Source organism: Pseudomonas sp. S2_A02, assembly GCF_054668495.1.
Genome location: NZ_CP162776.1, coordinates 1,686,214 through 1,709,114, shown reverse-complemented (window position 1 = coordinate 1,709,114; position 22,901 = coordinate 1,686,214). Strand labels below are relative to the sequence as shown.

Annotated in this window: 18 protein-coding genes; 10 read left to right on the top strand and 8 right to left on the bottom strand. The window is 59.3% G+C overall.

Annotation, left to right across the window (positions count from 1 at the left end; translation table 11 throughout):
* The first annotated feature begins 11 nt into the window (after positions 1 to 11).
* Together prpF and prpD are read left to right on the top strand one after the other, a co-directional pair.
* On the top strand, positions 12 to 1,202 hold the full coding sequence (gene prpF / locus AB4O41_RS07695; protein ID WP_460147007.1) for a 2-methylaconitate cis-trans isomerase PrpF: 1,191 nt from the start codon (positions 12 to 14) through the stop codon (positions 1,200 to 1,202).
* Between the two features lie 212 nt (positions 1,203 to 1,414).
* The gene (prpD, locus tag AB4O41_RS07690; RefSeq protein WP_460147005.1) at positions 1,415 to 2,899 is read left to right on the top strand and encodes a 2-methylcitrate dehydratase; all 1,485 of its coding nucleotides are present in this window, start codon (positions 1,415 to 1,417) and stop codon (positions 2,897 to 2,899) included.
* Positions 2,900 to 3,033: 134 nt separating this feature from the next.
* On the opposite strand, the gene ppsR is transcribed toward prpD, so the two are convergent.
* Positions 3,034 to 3,852 carry a posphoenolpyruvate synthetase regulatory kinase/phosphorylase PpsR gene (gene ppsR, locus AB4O41_RS07685; protein WP_007902088.1) on the bottom strand — a complete coding sequence of 273 codons (819 nt, stop codon included), beginning with the start codon at positions 3,850 to 3,852 and terminating at the stop codon, positions 3,034 to 3,036.
* 174 nt (positions 3,853 to 4,026) lie between these two features.
* Here ppsR and ppsA point away from each other — a divergent pair, with 174 nt between their 5' ends.
* The 8 genes from ppsA (at position 4,027) to AB4O41_RS07645 (ending at position 12,229) form a co-directional block, all read left to right on the top strand.
* Positions 4,027 to 6,402, top strand: a complete 2,376-nt coding sequence (ppsA, locus tag AB4O41_RS07680; protein ID WP_038979908.1) for a phosphoenolpyruvate synthase — start codon at positions 4,027 to 4,029, stop codon at positions 6,400 to 6,402.
* A 193-nt stretch (positions 6,403 to 6,595) separates the two neighbouring features.
* Positions 6,596 to 7,585: an alpha/beta fold hydrolase gene (locus AB4O41_RS07675; protein WP_460147003.1), complete on the top strand. Its 990-nt coding sequence runs from the start codon at positions 6,596 to 6,598 to the stop codon at positions 7,583 to 7,585.
* A gap of 173 nt (positions 7,586 to 7,758) precedes the next feature.
* On the top strand, positions 7,759 to 8,250 hold the full coding sequence (rraA, locus tag AB4O41_RS07670; protein WP_460147001.1) for a ribonuclease E activity regulator RraA: 492 nt from the start codon (positions 7,759 to 7,761) through the stop codon (positions 8,248 to 8,250).
* Between the two features lie 25 nt (positions 8,251 to 8,275).
* Positions 8,276 to 9,271, top strand: coding sequence for a zinc transporter ZntB (locus AB4O41_RS07665; RefSeq protein WP_460146999.1), 996 nt, complete (start codon positions 8,276 to 8,278; stop codon positions 9,269 to 9,271).
* A gap of 63 nt (positions 9,272 to 9,334) precedes the next feature.
* Positions 9,335 to 9,583: a CrfX protein gene (locus tag AB4O41_RS07660; RefSeq protein WP_460146997.1), complete on the top strand. Its 249-nt coding sequence runs from the start codon at positions 9,335 to 9,337 to the stop codon at positions 9,581 to 9,583.
* Between the two features lie 2 nt (positions 9,584 to 9,585).
* Positions 9,586 to 10,410, top strand: coding sequence for a mechanosensitive ion channel family protein (locus AB4O41_RS07655; protein WP_007902078.1), 825 nt, complete (start codon positions 9,586 to 9,588; stop codon positions 10,408 to 10,410).
* An 86-nt stretch (positions 10,411 to 10,496) separates the two neighbouring features.
* Positions 10,497 to 11,087, top strand: a complete 591-nt coding sequence (sigX, locus tag AB4O41_RS07650; RefSeq protein ID WP_010456518.1) for an RNA polymerase sigma factor SigX — start codon at positions 10,497 to 10,499, stop codon at positions 11,085 to 11,087.
* 107 nt (positions 11,088 to 11,194) lie between these two features.
* A complete protein-coding gene (locus AB4O41_RS07645) occupies positions 11,195 to 12,229 on the top strand; it encodes an OmpA family protein (RefSeq protein WP_460146994.1) in 1,035 nt (344 codons plus the stop codon).
* A 172-nt stretch (positions 12,230 to 12,401) separates the two neighbouring features.
* Here the strand turns inward: AB4O41_RS07645 and cobA are convergent, their stop codons facing one another.
* From cobA to AB4O41_RS07610, 7 genes are all read right to left on the bottom strand, one after another.
* The gene (cobA, locus tag AB4O41_RS07640; protein WP_460146993.1) at positions 12,402 to 13,169 is read right to left on the bottom strand and encodes a uroporphyrinogen-III C-methyltransferase; all 768 of its coding nucleotides are present in this window, start codon (positions 13,167 to 13,169) and stop codon (positions 12,402 to 12,404) included.
* 10 nt (positions 13,170 to 13,179) lie between these two features.
* A complete protein-coding gene (locus AB4O41_RS07635; protein ID WP_460146991.1) occupies positions 13,180 to 15,897 on the bottom strand; it encodes a nitrate reductase in 2,718 nt (905 codons plus the stop codon).
* Positions 15,897 to 16,214, bottom strand: coding sequence for a nitrite reductase small subunit NirD (nirD, locus tag AB4O41_RS07630; protein WP_460146989.1), 318 nt, complete (start codon positions 16,212 to 16,214; stop codon positions 15,897 to 15,899). The genes AB4O41_RS07635 and nirD overlap by 1 nt, the downstream gene beginning before the upstream one ends.
* Positions 16,211 to 18,664, bottom strand: a complete 2,454-nt coding sequence (nirB, locus tag AB4O41_RS07625) for a nitrite reductase large subunit NirB (protein WP_367372270.1) — start codon at positions 18,662 to 18,664, stop codon at positions 16,211 to 16,213. The genes nirD and nirB overlap by 4 nt, the downstream gene beginning before the upstream one ends.
* A 410-nt stretch (positions 18,665 to 19,074) precedes the next feature.
* Positions 19,075 to 20,745, bottom strand: coding sequence for a protein kinase domain-containing protein (locus AB4O41_RS07620; protein WP_460146987.1), 1,671 nt, complete (start codon positions 20,743 to 20,745; stop codon positions 19,075 to 19,077).
* A 7-nt stretch (positions 20,746 to 20,752) separates the two neighbouring features.
* Positions 20,753 to 21,964 carry a nitrate/nitrite transporter gene (locus tag AB4O41_RS07615; protein WP_008006983.1) on the bottom strand — a complete coding sequence of 404 codons (1,212 nt, stop codon included), beginning with the start codon at positions 21,962 to 21,964 and terminating at the stop codon, positions 20,753 to 20,755.
* 360 nt (positions 21,965 to 22,324) lie between these two features.
* Positions 22,325 to 22,900, bottom strand: a complete 576-nt coding sequence (locus tag AB4O41_RS07610; protein WP_008006986.1) for an ANTAR domain-containing response regulator — start codon at positions 22,898 to 22,900, stop codon at positions 22,325 to 22,327.
* Position 22,901: the final 1 nt, after the last annotated feature.

The following is a 22,901-nucleotide window of genomic DNA, read 5'->3' as shown; positions in this document are numbered from 1 at the left end:
CAAGGATCAATATGGCTCACGCACCTCAGATCAAAATCCCTGCCACCTACATGCGCGGCGGCACCAGCAAAGGCGTGTTCTTCAGCCTGAAAGACCTGCCCGAAGCGGCACGGGTTCCCGGCCCGGCTCGCGATGCGTTGTTGCTGCGAGTGATCGGCAGCCCCGACCCTTACGACAAGCAAATCGACGGCATGGGCGGTGCGACGTCCAGCACCAGCAAAACCGTGATCCTGTCGAAAAGCCTCAAGGCCGACCATGACGTCGATTACCTGTTCGGTCAGGTTTCCATCGACAAGCCTTTCGTTGACTGGAGCGGCAACTGCGGCAACCTGTCGGCGGCGGTCGGTTCATTCGCCATCAGCAATGGCCTGGTGGACGCCAGCCGCATTCCACACAACGGTGTGGCGGTGGTGCGCGTGTGGCAGGCCAACATCGGCAAGACCATCATCACCCATGTGCCGATCACCAACGGTGAGGTCCAGGAAACCGGCGATTTCGAACTCGACGGCGTGACCTTTCCGGCGGCCGAAGTGCAGCTCGAATTCATGGACCCGGCGGCGGAAGAAGAGGGTGGCGGTGGTTCGATGTTCCCCACCGGCAATCTGGTGGATGACCTCGAAGTGCCGGGCGTCGGTACGCTCAAGGCGACCCTGATCAACGCCGGCATCCCAACCATTTTTATCAATGCCGAAGACATCGGCTACACCGGCACCGAATTGCAGGGCGCGATCAACGGCGACCTGAAGGCTCTGGCGATGTTCGAAACCATCCGCGCTTACGGTGCGCTGCGCATGGGGCTGATTCAGCACCTGGACGAAGCGACCAAGCGTCAGCACACACCAAAGGTGGCGTTCGTCGCCAAACCGGCGGATTACATTGCGTCCAGCGGCAAGGCGATTGCGGCTACCGACATTGACTTGCTGGTGCGCGCGCTGTCCATGGGCAAACTGCACCACGCGATGATGGGCACGGCAGCGGTGGCCATCGGCACGGCAGCGGCGATTTCCGGCACGTTGGTGAACCTGGCGGCGGGCGGCATCGAACGCAACGCCGTGCGCTTCGGTCATCCCTCCGGCACCTTGCGCGTGGGCGCCGAGGCCAGTCAGGTCAACGGTGAATGGACCGTGAACAAAGCCATCATGAGCCGCAGTGCGCGGGTGTTGATGGAAGGTTATGTTCGCGTGCCGGGGGATTGTTTCTAACTTAAATTTAGAAGTCACCCAAAACCCTGTGGGAGCGGGCTTGCCCGCGATGAGGCCATAACATTCAACATCTATGTTGTCCGTCGCATCGCCATCGCGAGCAGGCTCGCTCCCACAGTGGACTGCATTTCAATAACAAGAATGGCGTTACCCACTAAGATTGATCCTGAGCCGAGGTCCCATCAGCGAACCACTGACCGAGTGAATCGAACATGAGCGCCAACGTCGACCTGAACAACCGCCCCGACTACGACACGGTCCTGCAGGACATCGCCGACTACGTCCTCAACTTCAAAATCGAATCTACCGAGGCGCTGGATACCGCCCGCAATTGCCTGATGGACACCCTCGGCTGCGGTCTGCTGGCCCTGCGTTTCCCCGAATGCACCAAACACCTGGGACCTATCGTCGAAGGCACTGTCGTCCCTTTTGGCGCTCGCGTGCCGGGCACCAGTTACCGTCTCGATCCGGTCAAAGCCGCCTGGGATATCGGTTGTATCGTCCGCTGGCTCGATTACAACGACACCTGGCTCGCCGCCGAATGGGGGCATCCGTCCGATAACCTTGGCGCCATTCTCGCGGTGGCCGACCACCTGTCGCAAAAACGCCTGGCCAATGGCGATACCCCGCTGACCATTCGCGTGGTGCTGGACGCCATGATCATGGCTCACGAAATTCAGGGCGTGATCGCACTGGAAAACTCGTTCAACCGCGTCGGCATCGACCACGTCATCCTGGTGAAAGTCGCCTCGACCGCCGTTACCGCCAAGCTCATGGGCGCCAATCGCGAGCAACTGCTGTCGGCGTTGTCCCATGCCTTTGCCGATGGCCAGGCGCTGCGTACTTATCGGCATGCGCCGAATGCCGGGTCGCGTAAATCCTGGGCGGCAGGGGATGCGTCCAGCCGTGGCGTGCGTCTGGCGGACATTGCGATGCGCGGGGAGATGGGCATTCCTGGTGTACTGACCGCCAAACAATGGGGTTTCTACGACGTACTGTTCAGCCACACCAACAACGATCTGGCGCTCAAGCCTGAAGACAAACGTACCTTCACCTTTTCCCGGCCGTTCGGCAGCTACGTGATGGAAAACGTGCTGTTCAAGATCAGCTTTCCCGCCGAGTTCCACGCGCAAACCGCCTGCGAGGCCGCCGTCACCTTGCATCCATTGGTCAGGAATCGCCTGCACGAAATCGACAGAATCGTCATCACCACCCATGAATCGGCGATCCGCATCATCTCCAAAGTCGGCCCGCTGGCCAACGCTGCGGACCGCGACCACTGCATCCAGTACATGACCGCCGTACCCTTGGTGTTCGGTAATCTGGTGGCCGAGCAATATGAAGACGACTTCCACGCCGTGCATCCGATCATCGATGTGCTGCGCGAAAAAATGGTCATCGTCGAAGACCCGCGCTTCACTCGCGAATACCTGGAGCCGGACAAACGCTCTATCGCCAACGCGATCCAGGTGTTCTTCAAGGACGGCTCCAGCACCAAAAACGTCGTGGTGGAATACCCGATCGGCCATCGCCGTCGCCGCACCGATGGCATTGCGCTGCTGGAAGACAAGTTCAAGGCCAATCTGGCGACGCGCTTCACGGCGCAGCGCAGTGCCGAGATTTTTGCGTTGTGCAAGGATCAGGCGCGGCTTGAGGAGACGGCGGTGAACCGGTTTGTGGATTTGTTTGTGATCTAGGAGACCGAGTTATCGTTCTTCGCGAGCAAGCCCGCTCCCACATTCGATCTTTGTCGTACACAAAATCTGTGTTCGCTGAAGATCAAATGTGGGAGCGGCTTGCTCGCGAAGGCGGCCTGACAGGCGCTAAAGAACTACTTGAACCGTCGCTCCACACCTTTCTCTACTAAAATCTTCGCTGAGATCTCTTCCACGGAGAAATGCGTGGAATTGATGTGGGCAATGTTCTCGCGGCGAAACAGATTCTCCACCTCGCGCACTTCGAATTCACATTGCGCGTAGCTCGAATAACGGCTGTTGGGCTTGCGTTCGTTGCGAATCGCCGTGAGGCGGTCCGGGTCGATGGTCAGGCCGAACAGCTTGTGATGATGGGCGCGCAGCGCGGTTGGCAGTTGCAGGCGCTCCATGTCGTCTTCGGTCAGCGGATAATTGGCGGCGCGGATGCCGAATTGCATCGCCATATACAGGCACGTCGGCGTCTTACCACATCGCGACACGCCCACTAGTATCAGGTCGGCCTTGTCGTAATAGTGCGTGCGGGCGCCGTCGTCATTGTCGAGGGCGAAGTTCACCGCCTCGATGCGCTCCATGTAATTGGAGTTGCCACCGATGGAGTGGGATTTGCCGACGGTGTAGGAAGAATGCTCGGTCAGTTCCTGTTCCAGCGGGGCCAGGAAGGTCGAGAAAATGTCAATCATGAAACCATTGGACGTTGCGAGGATCTCACGAATGTCCTGATTGACAATGGTGTCGAAAATAATCGGACGAAAACCATCGTTTTCGGCGGCTTTGTTGATTTGTTGTACCATGGCCCGCGCTTTATCCGCGTTGTCGATGTAGGGCCGCGTGATTTTGCTGAAGGTAATGTTTTCGAACTGCGCCAACAGGCTTTGACCGAGGGTTTCGGCCGTAATGCCCGTGCCATCGGAGATAAAGAAAGCAGATCGTTTCATTTGCACCTTGGGCCTTAAGCTAGTAACGATTCTTGGATATGATAGGCGCGATTTGTCGGCCGCCAGTGGCCAGCATTCTCACTTATTTTCCAGGTCCAGGCCATACAGCCGGCAAATGCTCCCCCGAGTCGCCGGCTTCTGAGCTTTTCCAACACAGTTAGTGGAGAGATCACCTTGGTAGAGTACGTAGTTTCCCTCGATAAGCTCGGCGTCCATGATGTAGAGCATGTGGGGGGCAAGAACGCATCCCTGGGCGAGATGATCAGTAACCTTGCAGGTGCCGGTGTATCGGTTCCCGGTGGCTTCGCCACGACAGCTCAGGCATATCGTGACTTCCTGGAACTGAGCGGTCTGAACGATCAGATCCATGCCGCCCTCGACGCGCTGGATGTCGATGATGTCAACGCCCTGGCCAAAACCGGCGCCCAGATCCGTCAATGGATCATGGAAGCCGAGTTTCCCGAGAAGCTCAACGCCGAGATCCGCACCGCGTTCGCCACGCTGTCGGCCGGCAACCCTGACATGGCCGTGGCCGTGCGCTCTTCCGCTACCGCCGAAGACTTGCCGGACGCTTCCTTCGCCGGTCAGCAGGAAACCTTCCTGAACATCCGTGGTGTCGAGAACGTTATTCGCGCCGCCAAAGAAGTGTTCGCTTCCCTGTTCAACGACCGTGCGATTTCCTACCGCGTCCACCAGGGCTTCGACCATAAGCTGGTTGCCCTGTCGGCCGGCGTGCAGCGCATGGTCCGCTCCGAAACCGGCACCGCCGGCGTGATGTTCACCCTCGATACCGAATCGGGCTTCCGTGACGTGGTGTTCATCACCGGCGCTTACGGCCTGGGTGAGACCGTCGTACAAGGCGCGGTGAATCCGGATGAATTCTATGTCCACAAAGGCACGCTGGAAGCCGGTCGTCCGGCCATCCTGCGTCGCAACCTGGGCAGCAAAGCCATCAAGATGATCTACGGCGAAGTGGCCACGGCCGGTAAGTCGGTCAAGACCATCGACGTAGACAAGGCTGATCGTGCACGTTTCTGCCTGAGCGACGCCGAAGTCAGCGAGCTGGCCAAGCAAGCGATGATCATCGAAAAGCACTACAAGTGCCCGATGGACATCGAATGGGCCAAAGACGGTGACGACGGCAAGCTCTACATCGTTCAGGCTCGTCCTGAAACCGTGAAGAGCCGCACTTCGGCCAACGTCATGGAACGTTACCTGTTGAAAGAAACCGGCACCGTGCTGGTGGAAGGTCGCGCCATCGGCCAGCGCATCGGCGCCGGCAAGGTGCGGATCATCAAGGACGTGTCCGAAATGGACAAAGTCCAGCCGGGCGATGTTCTGGTTTCCGACATGACCGACCCGGATTGGGAACCGGTGATGAAGCGCGCCAGCGCCATCGTCACCAACCGTGGCGGTCGTACCTGCCACGCGGCGATCATCGCTCGCGAGCTGGGTATCCCGGCCGTGGTCGGTTGCGGTAACGCCACCCAGCTGTTGAAAGATGGCCAGGGCGTGACCGTGTCCTGCGCTGAAGGCGACACCGGTTACATCTTCGAAGGCGAACTGGGCTTCGACATCAAGAAAAACTCCGTGGATGCCATGCCGGATCTGCCGTTCAAGATCATGATGAACGTCGGCAACCCTGACCGCGCCTTCGACTTCGCGCAGCTGCCGAACGCCGGTGTGGGCCTGGCCCGTCTGGAATTCATCATCAACCGCATGATCGGCGTGCACCCCAAAGCGCTGTTGAACTACGACGGCCTGCCGCAAGAAATCAAGGACAGCGTCGACAAGCGCATTGCCGGTTACAACGACCCGGTCGGTTTCTATGTCGAGAAACTGGTCGAGGGCATCAGCACCCTGGCGGCAGCGTTCTGGCCGAAAAAGGTCATCGTGCGTCTGTCGGACTTCAAGTCCAACGAATACGCGAACCTGATCGGCGGCAAACTCTACGAGCCGGAAGAAGAGAACCCGATGCTGGGCTTCCGTGGCGCTTCGCGTTACATCAGCGAATCGTTCCGCGACTGCTTCGAGCTCGAGTGCCGCGCCCTCAAGCGCGTGCGCAACGAGATGGGCTTGACCAACGTCGAAATCATGGTGCCGTTCGTTCGCACCCTGGGCGAGGCGAGCCAGGTGGTCGATCTGCTGGCCGAAAACGGTCTGGCCCGTGGTGAAAACGGTCTGCGCGTGATCATGATGTGCGAACTGCCTTCCAACGCGATCCTGGCTGAAGAATTCCTCGAGTTCTTCGACGGCTTCTCCATCGGCTCCAACGACTTGACTCAGCTGACACTGGGCCTGGACCGTGACTCCGGGATCATCGCGCACCTGTTCGACGAGCGTAATCCTGCGGTCAAGAAGCTGCTGGCCAATGCTATTCAGGCATGCAACAAGGCTGGCAAGTACATCGGCATCTGCGGTCAGGGTCCTTCGGACCACCCGGATCTGGCCAAATGGCTGATGGAACAGGGCATCGAAAGCGTTTCGCTGAACCCCGATTCCGTGCTGGAAACCTGGTTCTTCCTGGCTGAAGGTCAGGCTTCGGTCTGATGGTGTGAACGGGCCGCTCTCTGTGGGAGCGAGCCTGCTCGCGATGGTCGCAAACGATAACGCGTACTTGCGGGATAAACGCGTTGTTCTGGCGTCCTTCGCGAACAGGCTCGCTCCCACACTGGCCGGCTCTTTTAGATATTCAAGTAGGGCGGGCTCCTCTGGACGCCGCCCTTTTTTGTGCAAGAGCATTATGCAAAGCAGCAGCAACCTATTTCCTGTCGCCCTGATCAGCGCCGAGCGGCGCGGTGATCTGAGCGAAGACGTCTATCGTTTGAAACCCGGCAACAGCCCCGACGGCACCGTCGAACTGGCTGTGACGCGCCTGGGCCTGGCCGATGAGCCGGCGGTGCGTCGTGTGCCGGTGATTCTGTTGCACGGCAGCTTTTCCAATCGACGATTCTGGTTCTCTCCCAAAGGTCTGGGGTTGGGGGCTTATCTGACGCGTCTGGGGTTCGATGTGTGGATCCCGGAAATGCGCGGTCATGGCCTGTCTCAGCGCAACCAGGACTATCGCAAGAACCGCGTCGCCGACTACGCGCGTTATGATTTGCCGGCCATTGGCGCGTTCGTGCGCGAACAAAGCGGCCAGGTCCCACACTGGATCGGTCATTCGCTGGGTGGCATTACGCTGGCGGCGGCGCTGGGTGGGGAATACATCGGCGAGCCTGTCGTCGCGTCTGCGGCGTTTTTTGGCACACAGGTCAGCCGCACCTACTGGCCGTTGAAGTTTCCGCCGGTGGAGTGGAGCGGGCGCTTCATTCTCAAGCGATTTGCCCAACTGTCAGGTTCACGGCTCAAGCGCGGCCCGGAGGACGAGCCGATTGGCCTGGCCCTGGAAAGCATGCGCTGGTACGGGCTGTTCGGCCGTTTTGGCGATGCCGACAAGGACTGGTGGGCGGGTTTGGCCGAGGTTCAGTTACCGGTGTTGGCCGTGAGTGCCGCGGGCGATCATCAGGACCCGACCTGGGCCTGCCACAAGCTGTTCGATCAGGTCGGCTCCGAGCACAAGCAATTCATCACCCTTGGCCGCGAGCAAGGCTTTGGCGATAATTTCGGTCATGTGGAAATGCTTGTCAGCAAAGCTGCACAGACTGAAGTCTGGCCATTGGTGGCGCGTTGGCTGGCGGATCAACAGACGCCGTTGTTGGGTGGAAAGCCGGATTTGGCTGCGGCAGTTTGAGCCTGATGCTCTAACAAGGGCATTTCGCTTGGAACGGCTTGCGGCTAAGATATGACGCATTAAGCGGTTCTGGTCACTTTTGGTGACTGTTTCGATCGGCGCGTTGCAGCCGTTCAGCCTTGGCCCGCGTATGCTGCCTACTCGATTGTCTTCCTTTTTCCAGGAGTTTCTCGATGAACCATTACATCACGCCTGACCTGTGCGACGCCTACCCGGAGCTGGTGCAGGTGCTGGAACCGATGTTCAGCAATTTCGGTGGCCGTGATTCTTTCGGTGGCGAAATCGTGACCATCAAATGTTTCGAAGATAATTCGCTGGTCAAGGAGCAAGTCGCGCTCAAGGGTAACGGTAAAGTGCTGGTGGTAGACGGTGGTGGTTCCCTGCGCCGCGCGCTGTTGGGCGATCTGCTGGCCGAGAAAGCCGCCAGTAACGGTTGGGAAGGGCTGGTGGTCTACGGTTGCATCCGCGACGTCGACGTCATCGCGCAAACCGATCTGGGGGTTCAGGCCCTGGCCAGTCACCCGATGAAAACCGACCGGCGCGGTGTTGGTGAACTCAACGTTGCCGTGACCTTCGCGGGTGTGACCTTCCACCCGGGTCACTTTGTTTACGCGGACAACAACGGCGTGATCATTTCGCCAAGCCCGCTGCAGATGCCTGAATAAAGCGCGTTTCATTAAAGGGGTGAGGATGTTCGAGGAAGAAAACGCGCAGTGGGGGCTGGTGCATGCCCTCGTGCTGGACGGTAAAGGCGGTGCGCGTTCGATAGCCCGGACTGAACTCGATGACTTGCAGTTGCAGGCCCATGAAAGCCTGTGGTTGCACTGGGATCGTAGTCACCCGCAAACCCAGACCTGGCTGCGTAAATACAGCGGTCTGAGTGAATTTAGTTGCGACTTGTTGCTGGAAGAGAACACCCGGCCGCGTCTTTTGCCGCTGCCGGACTCCGAACTGTTGCTGTTTCTGCGCGGAATCAACCTCAATCCAGGTGCCGAGCCGGAAGACATGGTTTCGGTGCGGATCTTCGGTTCGGCCCAGCGGGTGATCTCCCTGCGTCTGCGGCCGTTGCGCGCCACTGATGAGTTGCTGCTGCAACTGGCCGAAGGCAAAGGGCCGAAAACCGCCTCCGAACTCATTCTTTATATGGCGCAATACCTCACCAATAAAGTGCAGGATCTGGTCAGCTGCCTCTCGGAAATCGTCGATGAGGAAGAAGAAAAGCTGGATACCGACGAACGGTATACGCCGGAGCATGGGGCTGTTTTGCAGATCCGTCGCAGGGCGGCCGCACTGAAACGTTTTCTGGCACCGCAACGGGATATTTTCGGGCAACTGACCCGGATAAAACTGCCGTGGTTCGTTGAAGACGATGGCGATTACTGGAACGAATTGAACAACAGCCTGACCCGATATCTCGAGGAGCTGGAATTGACCCGGGAGCGCGTGGGGCTGGTCCTGGAGGCCGAAGACCGGCGTTTGACCGTGCGCATGAACCGCACGATGTACCGCTTCGGGATCATCACCGGGATCTTTTTGCCGATGAGTTTTCTGACCGGTCTTTTGGGTATCAACGTCGGCGGCATTCCGTTCTCCAGCAGCCCTTATGGCTTCCTGATCGCCTGCTTGCTGGCAGGCTCGGTAGCGCTGGCGCAGTGGTGGCTATTCCGACGTTTGCGCTGGTTCTGATGATGAGTCATGTGACCCGACCAAATTTGACCGCGTCTTTCACAGATATCACGAGAGGTGCGTATGCACGATCCGTTTGAACAGTCTTTGCGTGACATGCTCAAAGCTTCGCCGTCCGCCCGTGACGACGATGCCTGCCTGGGTCGCGTGCTGAAAACCGCCAACCGCCAGGTCGGTGCCGGCGATCTGTTCAGCCTGCTGGGCCGTTGGCTGCCCGCGCTGATGATCGCCCTGAATAACGGATCGGCCCATGTCTCGCCGGTTTCCCGTCTTCGTAAACCTACCGCTCGCACTGCTGATAAGGCTGATTGAATATGGAACTTGATCTCTGGACTCAGAGCCTCGTCACTGCAATGACTGCGTTATGGACCAAAGTTGCGAACTTCATTCCGAACCTGTTCGGCGCACTGGTTGTGCTGCTGCTGGGTTTTGTCGTGGCCAAACTGCTGGACACGCTGCTCTCCAAATTGCTTGCCAAACTGGGCCTCGATCGCCTGATGGGGGGTACCGGGCTGACCAAACTGCTGTCCCGCGCCGGCCTTCAGGTGCCGATCTCGACGTTGATCGGCAAGATCGTCTATTGGTTCGTTCTGCTGATTTTTCTGGTTTCAGCCGCAGAATCACTTGGACTTGAGCGGGTTTCGGCTACGCTGGACATGTTGGCGCTGTATTTGCCGAAAGTATTCGGCGCTGCGCTGGTGCTGCTGGTGGGTGTCTTGCTGGCGCAACTGGCCAATGGGCTGGTGCGTGGCGCGGCAGAAGGCGTAGGGCTTGATTACGCCGCGGGCCTGGGACGGATTGCCCAGGGCCTGGTGATCATCATCAGTATTTCGGTTGCGATCAGCCAGTTGGAGGTCAAGACAGATCTGCTCAACCATGTGATCGTGATCGTCTTGATTACCGTTGGTCTGGCGGTTGCGCTGGCCATGGGGTTGGGAAGCCGGGAAATTGCCGGTCAGATTCTTGCGGGAATCTATGTGCGTGAGTTGTATCAGGTTGGGCAACAAGTGCGTGTTGGCGAGGTCGAAGGTCAGATCGAAGAGATCGGCACGGTTAAAACCACCGTGCTGACCGATGAGGGTGAGCTAGTATCTCTCTCGAATCGGATTCTCTTGGAGCAGCATGTGAGTAGCCGCTAACCCGGCAAATCCTGCTAATGTATGCCGCCGCAAAATGCCCTGAAGGGCTGCGGCGGACATTGACCTGACTGTCGGCCAGACTTGTTTTGAATAAAGCTCAATCGCTCTCCACGCGCTACGACCCCCGCGAGCTCTCTGATGAGGAGTTGGTCGCGCGCTCGCATACCGAGCTGTTTCACGTAACGCGCGCTTATGAAGAACTGATGCGGCGTTACCAGCGAACATTATTTAACGTTTGTGCACGGTATCTTGGGAACGATCGTGACGCAGACGATGTCTGTCAGGAAGTGATGTTGAAGGTGCTCTACGGTCTGAAGAACTTCGAGGGCAAATCGAAATTCAAGACGTGGCTGTATAGCATCACCTACAACGAGTGCATCACGCAGTATCGGAAAGAACGGCGAAAGCGTCGCTTGATGGACGCTTTGAGTCTGGACCCCCTTGAGGAAGCGTCTGAAGAAAAGACGCCGAAACCCGAGGATAAGGGTGGACTCGATCGCTGGTTAGTGTATGTGAACCCGATTGACCGTGAAATTCTGGTGCTACGATTTGTCGCAGAGCTGGAATTTCAAGAGATCGCGGATATCATGCACATGGGTTTGAGTGCGACAAAAATGCGTTACAAACGTGCTCTAGATAAATTGCGTGAGAAATTTGCAGGCATTGCTGAAACTTAGTTCGGCGCAAATATCTCTTACGTGTAGGCAAGTTCTGATAGACTTGCCGCCGAGTTGTCCCCCGGTTTGCGGGACTGCTTCACAATCACCAGATGGGGATTTAACGGATGAAACTGAAAAACACCTTGGGCTTGGCCATTGGTTCTTTGATTGCCGCCACTTCGTTCGGCGCTCTGGCACAAGGCCAAGGCGCAGTTGAAATCGAAGGCTTCGCCAAGAAAGAACAATTCGACAGCGCTCGTAACTTCAAGAACAACGGCAACCTGTTCGGCGGTTCTGTTGGTTACTTCCTGACCGACGACGTTGAACTGCGTCTGGCTTACGACGAAGTGCACAACGTACGTGCCGATGATGGCAAGAACGTGAAGGGCGCCAACACTGCTCTGGACGCTCTGTACCACTTCAACAACCCAGGCGACATGCTGCGTCCGTACGTCTCGGCCGGTTTCTCCGACCAGAGCATCGACCAGAACGGTTCGAACGGCCGTAACCGCTCCACCTTCGCCAACGTTGGCGGCGGTGCCAAGCTGTACTTCACCGAGAACTTCTACGCCCGTGCCGGCGTTGAAGCTCAGTACAACATCGACCAGGGCGACACCGAGTGGGCTCCTAGTGTTGGTATCGGTGTGAACTTCGGTGGCGGCTCCAAGCCTGCTGCTGCTCCAGTTCCAGCACCAGCTGAAGTCTGCTCCGACAGCGACAACGATGGCGTTTGCGACAACGTTGACAAGTGCCCGGACACCGCCGCCAACGTAACTGTTGACGCTGATGGCTGCCCAGCAGTTGCTGAAGTTGTTCGTGTTGAGCTGGACGTGAAATTCGACTTCGACAAGTCGGTAGTCAAGCCTAACAGCTACGGCGACATCAAAAACCTGGCTGACTTCATGAAGCAGTACCCATCCACCACCACTACTGTTGAAGGTCACACTGACTCCGTCGGTCCTGACGCTTACAACCAGAAACTGTCCGAGCGTCGTGCAAACGCCGTTAAGCAAGTTCTGACCAACCAGTACGGTGTTGAATCGTCCCGCGTTCAGTCTGTTGGCTACGGCGAATCCCGCCCAGTTGCTGACAACAAAACTGAAGCTGGTCGCGCTGTAAACCGTCGCGTAGAAGCGCAGGTTGAAGCTAGCGCTAAGTAATTAGCTCGCAGCTCTGGAAAAGCCCGGCTTAGGCCGGGCTTTTCTTTGTCTGCGATTTGGGTTTCAGAGTTGATTGCGCGCTGCGGCTAAGAGATCGCAGCCTGCGGAAGCTCCTACATGGATTTGGCATTTATCCCTGTAGGAACTGCCGAAGGCTGCGATCTTTTAATTCCTACAAGGATAAACACCGAGCCAATGCAGGAGCTGCCGCAGGCTGCGATTTTTTGATCTCATCGCAGGCCGCCACAGCACCGATCACCAGAATCGCCGGGCTTTTGAGCTGGAAGTCGCCGGCATCGTCTTCCATGGCTGACAAGTCGCTCCGACATTCCCGTTGGTGCGGCAGGGAAGCATTTTCGATCATCGCCACAGGCGTATCGGCAGCCATTCCGCCGGCCAGCAGTTGCTCGCGAATTTCACTGAGCTTCGCCACGCCCATGTAGATCACCAGTGTGGTGCCTCCTTGAGCCAGGGCCTGCCAATTCAGGCTGCTGTCATCCTGAGTGTGCGCCGTGACCAGTGTCACGCCACGCGCGACGCCCCTTAGTGTCAGCGGGATATCGCATTGGGTCGCGCCGGCAAGGCCCGCGGTGATGCCATTGACCAGCTCAACCTCGACGCCACGCTCACGCAGCCACTGTGCTTCTTCACCGCCGCGCCCGAAGATGCACGGATCGCCACCCTTGAGCCGCACCACGCATTTGCCGTGACGGGTGTAACGCAACATCAGGCGATGAATGAAGGCTTGAGGCGTTGAGCGACAGCCGCCGCGCTTGCCCACAGGAATAATTCGCGCATTCGGGCAATGCTCCAGCACCGCGTCATTGACCAGATCGTCGATCAGCACCACGTCCGCTTCGCGCAACGCTCGAACCGCCTTGAGGGTCAGCAATTCAGGGTCGCCAGGACCCGCACCCACCAGCCAGACTTTTGCGCTCATAGTGTTTTCCTCACGAGATGACGGCGACTGGCTGCGCAGTGGCGGCCAGCAAACGCTTGATTTCCGGAACGCAGGAGCCGCATTGCGTGCCACAACCCAATTCTTGTTTCAAACCCTGCAAATCCAGACCACGGCTGATGCCGGCACAGACCGCGTTCTGGTTGACGTTCATGCAGTTGCACAGGGTTTTGGTGCCCGATGCCGGACCGCCAGCGCTGCCCGGTGGCGCACTCAAAGGCGCCAGCAACCAACGGCGTAGCTGTTCGTCGGCGCGACCTTCCAGCCACAGGCTTTGCAGCCAGTGCTGAGCGAGGGTTTCACCGGCCAGGCGAATCGCGGTGATCCGACCGCTCTCGATCCGTACTCGCTTGCCGATCGAGCGCCGAGGATCGTCGTAGGCCAATACCGGGCCGTCGTTGAGCCCCAGGTAGTGATCGATATCACGCAACAGCTGCGGCTCTGGCGCGGTGGCGCTGGCAGCGCGTATCAGCAGCGCCGGGCGTTCACGGCCGGTGAGGCTGAGGCTTGCGTAGGAAAACGCCTCGCAGAGCGGTCGCAGCGTCTCTAGGTGCTGTTGAACATCACCCTCTATCAGGGCGAAAAGCTGCCAAGGCAATTGCACGGGTTCGAGTCGCACACCACTGTGTTTGAGTTCCGGTTGTTTCGACAACGGGTCGAAGGCGGGAAGGGTGAGGGTGTTCACGCCGCCCTTGAGAAAGCGGTCGCCCCAGTGCATCGGCAGGAAGGCCTGGCCCGGACGTACGCTGTCGTCGCTGCTGACCGGCACGATCACCGAGCCTCGGCGACTTTTCAGATTGATCAGATCGCCAGGTTGCAGGCGATGCCGCCGCAGTTCATCCGGATGCAGGCTCAACACGGCTTCGCTGACATGGCCGAATAGCTGTGCGGCGGTGCCGGTGCGGCTCATGCCGTGCCATTGATCGCGCAGGCGGCCGGTGATCAGGGTCAGCGGAAAACGCGCATCGCGTTGTTCCTTGGCGGCGCGATACGGGTCGGTCACGAACTGTGCACGCCCGCTGGCGGTCGGGAACACTCCGTCGAGATACAGCCGCGCCGTGCCTTCGCGGGCACCGGCGGGGAAGGGCCATTGCTGTGGACCGAGCTGGTCGATCAATTCATGACTGATCCCGGACAAGTCGAGGTCGCGGCCGCGAGTCAGGTGCTTGTATTCGTCGAAGACCTGCGCCGGGGTTTCAAAGGCAAACAGGCTGGTTGCTCCAGGGCGCAGATGTTTTTCCAGGCGCTGTGCGAAATCCACGGTGATCGCCCAGTCGGACCGTGCTTCACCGGGTGCGCCGATGGCCTGACGGACGTGGGAAATCCGCCGTTCGGAGTTGGTGACCGTGCCGTCCTTTTCACCCCAGCTGGCGGCAGGCAACAGCAGGTCGGCGAACGCGGCGGTTTCGGTGGTGCGAAACGCTTCCTGCAACACCACGAACGGGCAGGCTTGCAGTGCCGCGCGTACAGCGGTCTGATCCGGCAGCGATTGTGCAGGGTTGGTGCAGGCGATCCACAGGGCTTTGATCTTGCCGCTGCGCATCTGCTCGAACAGTTCGATGGCCGTCAGCCCGGTGTTCTCGGGCAACTGATCAACGCCCCAGTAGTCGGCCACTTGTGCGCGGTGTTCGGCATTGGCCGCTTCGCGATGGCCTGGCAACAGGTTCGACAAACTGCCGGTTTCCCGGCCGCCCATGGCATTCGGCTGACCGGTCAGTGAGAAAGGTCCTGCACCGGGCCGGCCGATTTGTCCCGTGGCCAAGTGCAGGTTGATCAGCGCGCTGTTCTTCGCGCTGCCGGCGGTGGACTGATTCAGCCCCATGCACCACAGCGACAGAAAGCTCGATGAAGTGCCGACCCATTCCGCGCATTGATGCAGTTGCTCGACGCTGATCCCACAGAGTTGCGAAACCATTGTCGGGGTGTAATCACGCACCAGGTTTTTCAGCTCGGCCAAGCCTTCGGTGTGGGCCTTGATGAAATCGCGGTCGACCCAGTCTTCCCACAGCAACAGGTGCAAAATTCCATGGAACAAGGCGACATCGGTACCGGGCAGAATCGCCAAATGCATGTCAGCCAAATCGCAGGTGTCGGTGCGCCGTGGGTCGATGACGATGACTTTCATCTGTGGACGGCGGGATTTTGCCTCTTCCAGCCGACGAAAAAGTACTGGGTGGGCGTAGGCCATGTTGCTGCCGACGATCATCACGCAATCGCTCAACTCCAGGTCTTCGTAGCTGCAAGGCGGAGCATCGGCGCCGAGGCTGCGCTTGTAGCCGACCACAGCAGAAGACATGCACAGCCGCGAATTGCTGTCGATGTTGTTGGTGCCCACCAGCGCTCGCGCCAGTTTGTTGAAGGCGTAGTAATCCTCGGTCAACAACTGCCCGGAGATATAGAACGCAACACTGTCCGGGCCGTGCTCGGCGATGGTCTCGGCGAAGACGCTGGCGGCATGATCAAGGGCCGTGTCCCAGTCGGTGCGGCTGCGGGCCAGGCCTTTGCCCAGGCGCAATTCCGGGTACAACGCCCGTGCTGCCAAGTCGCCGGTCAGGTGCAGGGTCGAACCTTTACTGCACAATTTACCGAAGTTGGCCGGGTGCGCCGGATCGCCGCTGACGCCGAGGATGCGCTCGCCGTCGTGTTCGATCAGCACGCCGCAGCCGACCCCGCAGTAGCAGCAGGTGGAGGCGGTGATTTGACGGTCCATCAGCTTGCTTCCCGCAGGGCCAGCAGAACCCGGCCGTTCTCGATCCGTGCCGAGTGATGGTGGGCACAGCCGATATCCGGGGCCTGGGCTTCGCCGGTTTCCAGATCGATCTGCCAGTTGTGCAGCGGGCAGGCCACTCGCTTGCCGTAGATCAAACCCTGGGACAGCGGGCCGCCCTTGTGCGGGCAGCGGTCGTCGAGGGCGAAAACCTCATCGTCGCTCGTACGAAAAATCGCGATGTCGCCTTTCGGGCCGGCGATGATCCGTGAGCCAAGGGTGTTGATCTCTTCTAGTGCGCAGATATCCAGCCAGTTCATACCGACACCTCCAGGTTCTTCACGGGAATGACCTCGAATTCTTTTTTCAGCAGCGGCTGTTCGAGGCGTTCCTTCCAGGGGTCCTGTTCGAACGACAGGGAAAATTGCAGGCGATCATTCAATGCCTTGCGCCGTTCCGGATCTTCCAGCACGGCTTTCTTGATGTGTTCCATGCCGACCCGTTGCAGGTAGTGCACGGTGCGCTCAAGGTAGAAGGCTTCTTCGCGATACAGCTGCAGGAACGCGCCGTTGTATTCGCGCACTTCTTCAGCGGTTTTCAGTTTGACGAAGAATTCCGCGACTTCGGTTTTGATCCCGCCATTGCCACCGATGTACATCTCCCAGCCGGAGTCCACGCCGATAATTCCGACGTCCTTGATTCCCGCTTCCGAGCAGTTGCGTGGGCAACCCGAGACGGCCAGTTTCACTTTGTGCGGCGACCACATGTTGAACAGGTCGTGCTCAAGTTCGATGCCCAGTTGCGTGGAGTTCTGGGTGCCGAAGCGGCAGAACTCGCTGCCGACGCAGGTTTTTACGGTGCGGATGGATTTGCCGTAGGCGTGGCCGGACGCCATGTCCAGGTCTTTCCAGACGCCTGGCAGGTCCTGCTTTTTGATCCCCAGCAAGTCGATGCGCTGACCGCCGGTGACTTTGACCATTGGCACGTTGTACTTGTCGGCCACATCGGCAATGCGCCGTAGCTCTGAAGGATTGGTCACACCGCCCCACATCCGCGGGACTACAGAGTAAGTGCCGTCTTTCTGTATGTTGGCGTGGGCGCGTTCGTTGATCAGGCGCGATTGCGGATCGTCCTTGGCCTCGCCTGGCCAGGTGGAAATCAGGTAGTAGTTGAGCGCCGGACGGCATGTGGCGCAACCGTTCGGGGTGCGCCAGTTCAGGTAGCTCATGGTGCCAGCGATGGTCAGCAAGTGCTGGTCGCGGATGGCCTGGCGGATTTGCCCGTGGTTGAGGTCGCTGCAACCGCAGATGGCTTTTTCGCTTTTCGGTTTGACGTCTGCCGCGCCGCCCACGGTGTTGATCAGGATCTGCTCGACGAGGCCCGCGCAGGAACCGCAAGAACTGGCAGCCTTGGTGTGTTTTTTCACGTCATCGACGCTGAACAGACCGTGTTCCTGAATGGCCTTGACGATGGTGCCTTTGCACACGCCATTGCAGCCGCAGACTTCGGCGGTGTCGGCCATGCTCATGGCTTTGTCCTGGCCCTGGTGTCCTACGTCACCGAGGGCGTTTTCGCCGAACATCAGGTGATCGCGGATCTCGCCGATGCCATGGTTCTCACGGATCTGCCGGAAATACCAACCGCCATCTGCCGTATCGCCGTACAGACAGGCACCGACCAGCACGTCATCCTTGATCACCAGTTTTTTGTAAACCCCACCGATCGGGTCGGAGAGCGTGATGGTTTCGGTGCCTTCGCCGCCCATGAAGTCGCCGGCGGAAAACAGGTCGATGCCGGTGACTTTCAATTTGGTTGACGTCACCGAACCCTTGTAGGTGGCGAAGCCCAATTGGGCGAGGTGGTTGGCGCAGACCTTGGCTTGTTCGAACAGCGGCGCGACCAGACCGTAGGCGATGCCACGGTGGCTGGCGCATTCGCCGATGGCGTAGACCCGAGGGTCGTAGGTTTGCATGGTGTCGTTGACCAGAATCCCGCGGTTGCACGGGATGCCGGATTTTTCCGCGAGTTCGGTGTTGGGGCGAATACCGGCGGCCATCACTACCAGGTCGGCAGGGATGATGTCGCCGTTCTTGAACTGCACCGAGCCGACCCGGCCATTGCCGGCGTCGTGCAGAGCCTGGGTCTGTTCGCACAGACGGAAATGCAGGCCGCGGCCTTCCAGAGCGGTTTGCAGGAGCTGGCCGCTGGTTTTGTCCAGTTGCCGTTCCAGCAGCCATTCGCCGATGTGCACCACGGTGACGTGCATGCCGCGCAGCATCAGGCCGTTGGCTGCTTCAAGACCCAGCAGGCCGCCACCGATGACCACGGCGTGCTTGTGGGTCTTGGCGGTGTCGATCATCGCCTGGGTGTCGGCAATGTCGCGGTAGCCGATCACGCCCTGCAAAGTATTACCGGGGATCGGCAGGATGAACGGGGTCGAGCCGGTGGCAATCAGCAGACGGTCGTATTCGGCCTCGGTGCCGTCCTCGGCGATGACCCGGCGTTTGACCCGGTCGATCTCCACCACTTTGCGGTTGAGCAGCAGCTTGATGTTGTTTTCCAGGTACCAGTCCAGATCGTTGAGCACGATCTCTTCGAACGTCTGTTCGCCGGCCAGTACAGGCGACAGCAGGATGCGGTTGTAGTTGGTATGGGGTTCGGCGCCGAAGACCGTGATGTCGTACAGCTCATTACTCAGCTTGAGCAGTTCTTCCAGAGTACGAACCCCGGCCATGCCGTTGCCGATCATCACTAGTTTTAGTTTTTTCATCAGGTTCTCCGGGGAGCTCGGGCCTGCCTCATCAGGGCATTCAGGCCTTGCTCGACAAAATTTTGCGCAAACAAAAAAAGGCGTCCCGCTAGTTAACTAGCGAGGACGCCTTTGTCCTTGTCCCGTTCTCTCGGGCAGCGCAGCCTTCTACGTTGAAGGCTGGGCTTTATGTATGTTGGAAAAGGTAATGCAGCGGTTGTGCCAAGTCGCCCAAATGCCGAATTTATGGGCTCTTACCGTGGGAGGAGGTGTTTGCGTGCACCGGTTCAATGCGCTATGCCCGGTTTTGAAGCAGAAAGATCAAAAGATCGCAGGCTGCGCCAGCTCCTACAGGAGATCGTGGGCACCGGTAGGAGCTGGCGCAGCCTGCGATCTTTTGATCTTTTGATCTTTTGGGTGAAGTGAAAAACTCAACCATGAAACAGCAAAAACAGCAGCACCAGATTCACCAGCAACGACACCAGCGCCAACGTCCGCCAGACTTTCAGCGGTTCGCGCTCCAGCAACGGTCTGGGGCGTACGCTCAAACTGCGTCGTTCTCCCTGTTCCAGTAGCAACAACCATTCTTCCGCTGTTTCAAAGCGCTGATCCGGAGCCGCCGCCACTGCGCGCTCCAGACTTTGCGCAATCCATTCCGGCAGATCGGGCCGGTAGCGACTGGCGCTGACAGGCACACCAAACCGAGGGCGCTGGAACGCTTCGATTTCGCCGTAGGGATAATGTCCGGTCAGCAGGTAATACAAGGTCACGCCGACTGCATACAAATCCTGTTGTGGTGTAGGAGCGTCACCTCGAAAGGCTTCCGGCGCGATATAGCTGGGCGTTCCGGGCAGGGCGCAAGCTTGATCTTCGGACAGCCCGGGGCAGTAGGCGAGGCCGAAATCCAGCAGGCGCAGCTCACCGTCGTCCCCTAGCAGCAGATTCTCCGGTTTGATATCGCGATGCAGAATCTGCCGTCGATGCAATATGCCGATGGCTCGCAGCAGGCGTTCGGCCAGGTCCAGCCATTGAGCCAATGGCAACGTTGCGACACGCTCATGCAGCTCAGCCAAGGTCGACCCGGAATAATCCCGCATCACGTAGTACAAATGCTGACGCTGACTGGCGGCATGGACTTCAGGAAAATGCCGCCCGGCCACACGCTTGAGAAACCATTCCTCCGACAACAATGCCTGCCCGGCCTGATGATCGTCACGGAGCGCGCCGGGTAAGGTTTTCAGCAGCCAGGGCTGTTGTTGTGCGTCGCGCACCCGGTAGAGCAGCGATTGCTGGCTCTGGCCGAGAATCCCTTCGACCTGCCAGCCTTCGAAGCTCTGGCCCGGCCTCAGCGCCGGCGGGAGTGGCCATTGCTGCAGATGAATCAGTGCGTCGCCAATGCTGGTTTCACCGAGGGCATCGACCCGCACCAGCAGGGCGCTGGCGTTGTCCTGGCTGCCGGCCAGGTGTGCCGCGCTGACCAGGGTCTGCGCGGCACTGTTCAGGTCAGGCTGATCGCGCAAAATGCCCGCAATGGCGGTGTCACCCAGCACGGCCCAAATGCCGTCGCTGAGCAGCACGAAACTCTCGTTCAGGCGCAATTCGCCATCGAGAAAGTCCAGCACCAAGTGTTGATCCAGTCCAAGGGCCCGCTTAAGCACATGTTGCATGCCCGGCTGGTCCCAGACGTGATCCTCACTCACCCGTTGCAGCGTGTCGGCGTGCCAGCGATAAACCCGGCAATCGCCGACGTGAGCCAGAGTGAAACGCCGGCCACGCATCACCAAGGCACTGACGGTGGTCAGCAGCGGTTGCCCGCCACCGTTCGCCTGCAACCAGCGATTTTGCGCCAGTAGCAGACGGTCCAATGCCTGGGCGACGCCCCAGGTTTCCGGGGTGGCGTAGTAATCCAGCGCCAGGGCCTGCAAGGTCGAACGGGCGGCGAGCCCGCCATCGGCGCATTGGCTGACGCCGTCGGCGATGGCGAACAGGTAACCCTTGCTCGCCGCCAGCGCCGGGGCCGGAGTGACCAGGCGCAGAGCGTCCTGGTTCTCCTCGCGGGGGCCGATGGCGCTGTGTTCGGCGAAGCTCAGTTGCAGGCTCATTCAGTCCTCACACCCGTGCAGCGGTGACGGCGGCCGAACCCCAAGTGGTTCTCCAGCGACGTTTCACACCGTGCAGACCGAACCAGGCAAGTACACCGAGGCTTGCGAACAACCACAAGGCCAGTTGATAGCTGCCGGTGCTTTGCTTGATCGCGCCCATGCCGGCCGCCAGTGCGAAGCCACCGATGCCGCCGGCCATGCCGATCAGCCCGGTCATCACACCGATCTCCCGACGAAAACGCTGCGGGACCAACTGGAATACGGCACCGTTGCCTGCACCCAAACCGAGCATGGTGCAGACGAAAAGCGCCAACGCGGCGTAGGAACTCGGCAGATTGAAACCTACCGTCGCAATGCAGATCGCCGCCACGGTGTACATCGCCAGCAGGGTACGAATCCCGCCGAAGCGATCCGCCAGCGCGCCGCCCAACGGACGCATCAGGCTGCCACCGAACACACATGCAGCAGTGTAGTAGCCGGCGGTCACCGGGCTCAGACCGTATTGGTCGTTGAAGTAGCCGGGCAGGGCGCTGGCCAGACCGATGAAGCCACCGAAGGTCACGCTGTAGAAAAACATGAACCACCAGCTGTCGCGGTCACCCAAGGCCTTGAAATAGTCAGACACGGATTTGGCTTTCGGGCGCTCGGGTGCATTTTTGGCCAGCCAGGCGAAGACGATCAGGGTCAGGATCAGCGGGATCAGGGCGAAGCCGAACACGTTGCTCCAGCCAAATGCAGCGGCCAATACCGGGGCGATCAAGGCAGCGAGAACGGTGCCCGAGTTACCGGCACCGGCGATGCCCATGGCTTTGCCCTGGTGCTGCGGCGGATACCATTGCGAGGCCAACGGCAGGGCGACGGCGAAGGACGCACCGGCCATGCCGAGGAACAGGCCCAGCAACAGCGCTTGCTCGTAACTGTGGATGCCGACTTTCCAGGCGACGAACAGGGCGCAGATGACGATCACCTGGCCGATTATCCCGGCGGTTTTTGGCGACAGGCGATCAGCCAGCAGGCCCATCGCAAAGCGCAATACGGCCCCGGCCAGAATCGGCGTGGCCACCACCAGCCCGCGCTGTTGGGTAGTCAGGTGCAGATCAGCAGCGATCTGCACCGCCAGAGGGCCGAGCAGGTACCAGACCATGAAGCTCAGATCGAAATAGAGGAAGGCTGCGAACAGTGTCGGGGTATGGCCGGATTTCCAGAAGCTTGAATTCATCGCGCACCTCAGCTGTCAGGCGTATCAAGAAGGAGTCATGAGCTTGCAGGTGGGGCGCCACAACGGCCGCACCACCAGCCCCGGTCTCTGGGGCCAAAACGGAAAAACGCCGCTACCCGATCCGCCGAGGGGGCGAATGAGGTGAGCGACGTCTTTGTCGTAGGTGGGGCAACCGCCGTTGGTTACCTTGTAGGGTTTTACTTAGCGAGATTTGTGCCAACACGTGAGATCGCGGTGTGGCCATTCGCGGGCAATCCTCGCTCCTACAGGTTTGGTGGTGAGTTCAGATGTTGTAAACGACACAAAACCTGTAGGAGCGAGGCTTGCCCGCGAAGGCGTCTGCACAGGCTCCGCAAGGCTTCAGCCAAGCAACTCACTCATGGCAATGATCTGCTCCGCCACCTGTATCAGCTTCTGCTGGCGGCTCATGGCCTGGCGGCGCATCAGGGTGTAGGCCTCTTCTTCGTTGCAGTCCTTCATCTTCATCAGCAGCCCCTTGGCCAGTTCGATGCGCTTGCGCTCGGCCAGTTGCTGGTCGCGGGCGTGCAGTTGCGCGCGCAGGGCCTGGTCGCTTTCAAAGCGCGCCATGGCCACGTCGAGAATCGGCTGCAAGCGTTGTGCGTGAATGCCTTCGACGATGTAGGCACTGACGCCGGACTTGATCGCGCGGCGCATCACATCGGGATCGTGCTCGTCGGTGAACATCACAATCGGCCGTGGTTGGTCACGGGTCACCAGCACCACTTGCTCCATCACATCGCGGCTCGGTGACTCGGTATCGATCAGGATCACGTCCGGACGCACCGTTTCGACGCGCGCGGGCAGGTCAATGGTCAGGCCGGACTCGTCGATGACCTCGAACCCGGCTTCGGTCAGAGCTGCTTTCAGGCGCCCGACTTTTTTCGCAGTGTCATTGATCAGCAGGATACGCAACATA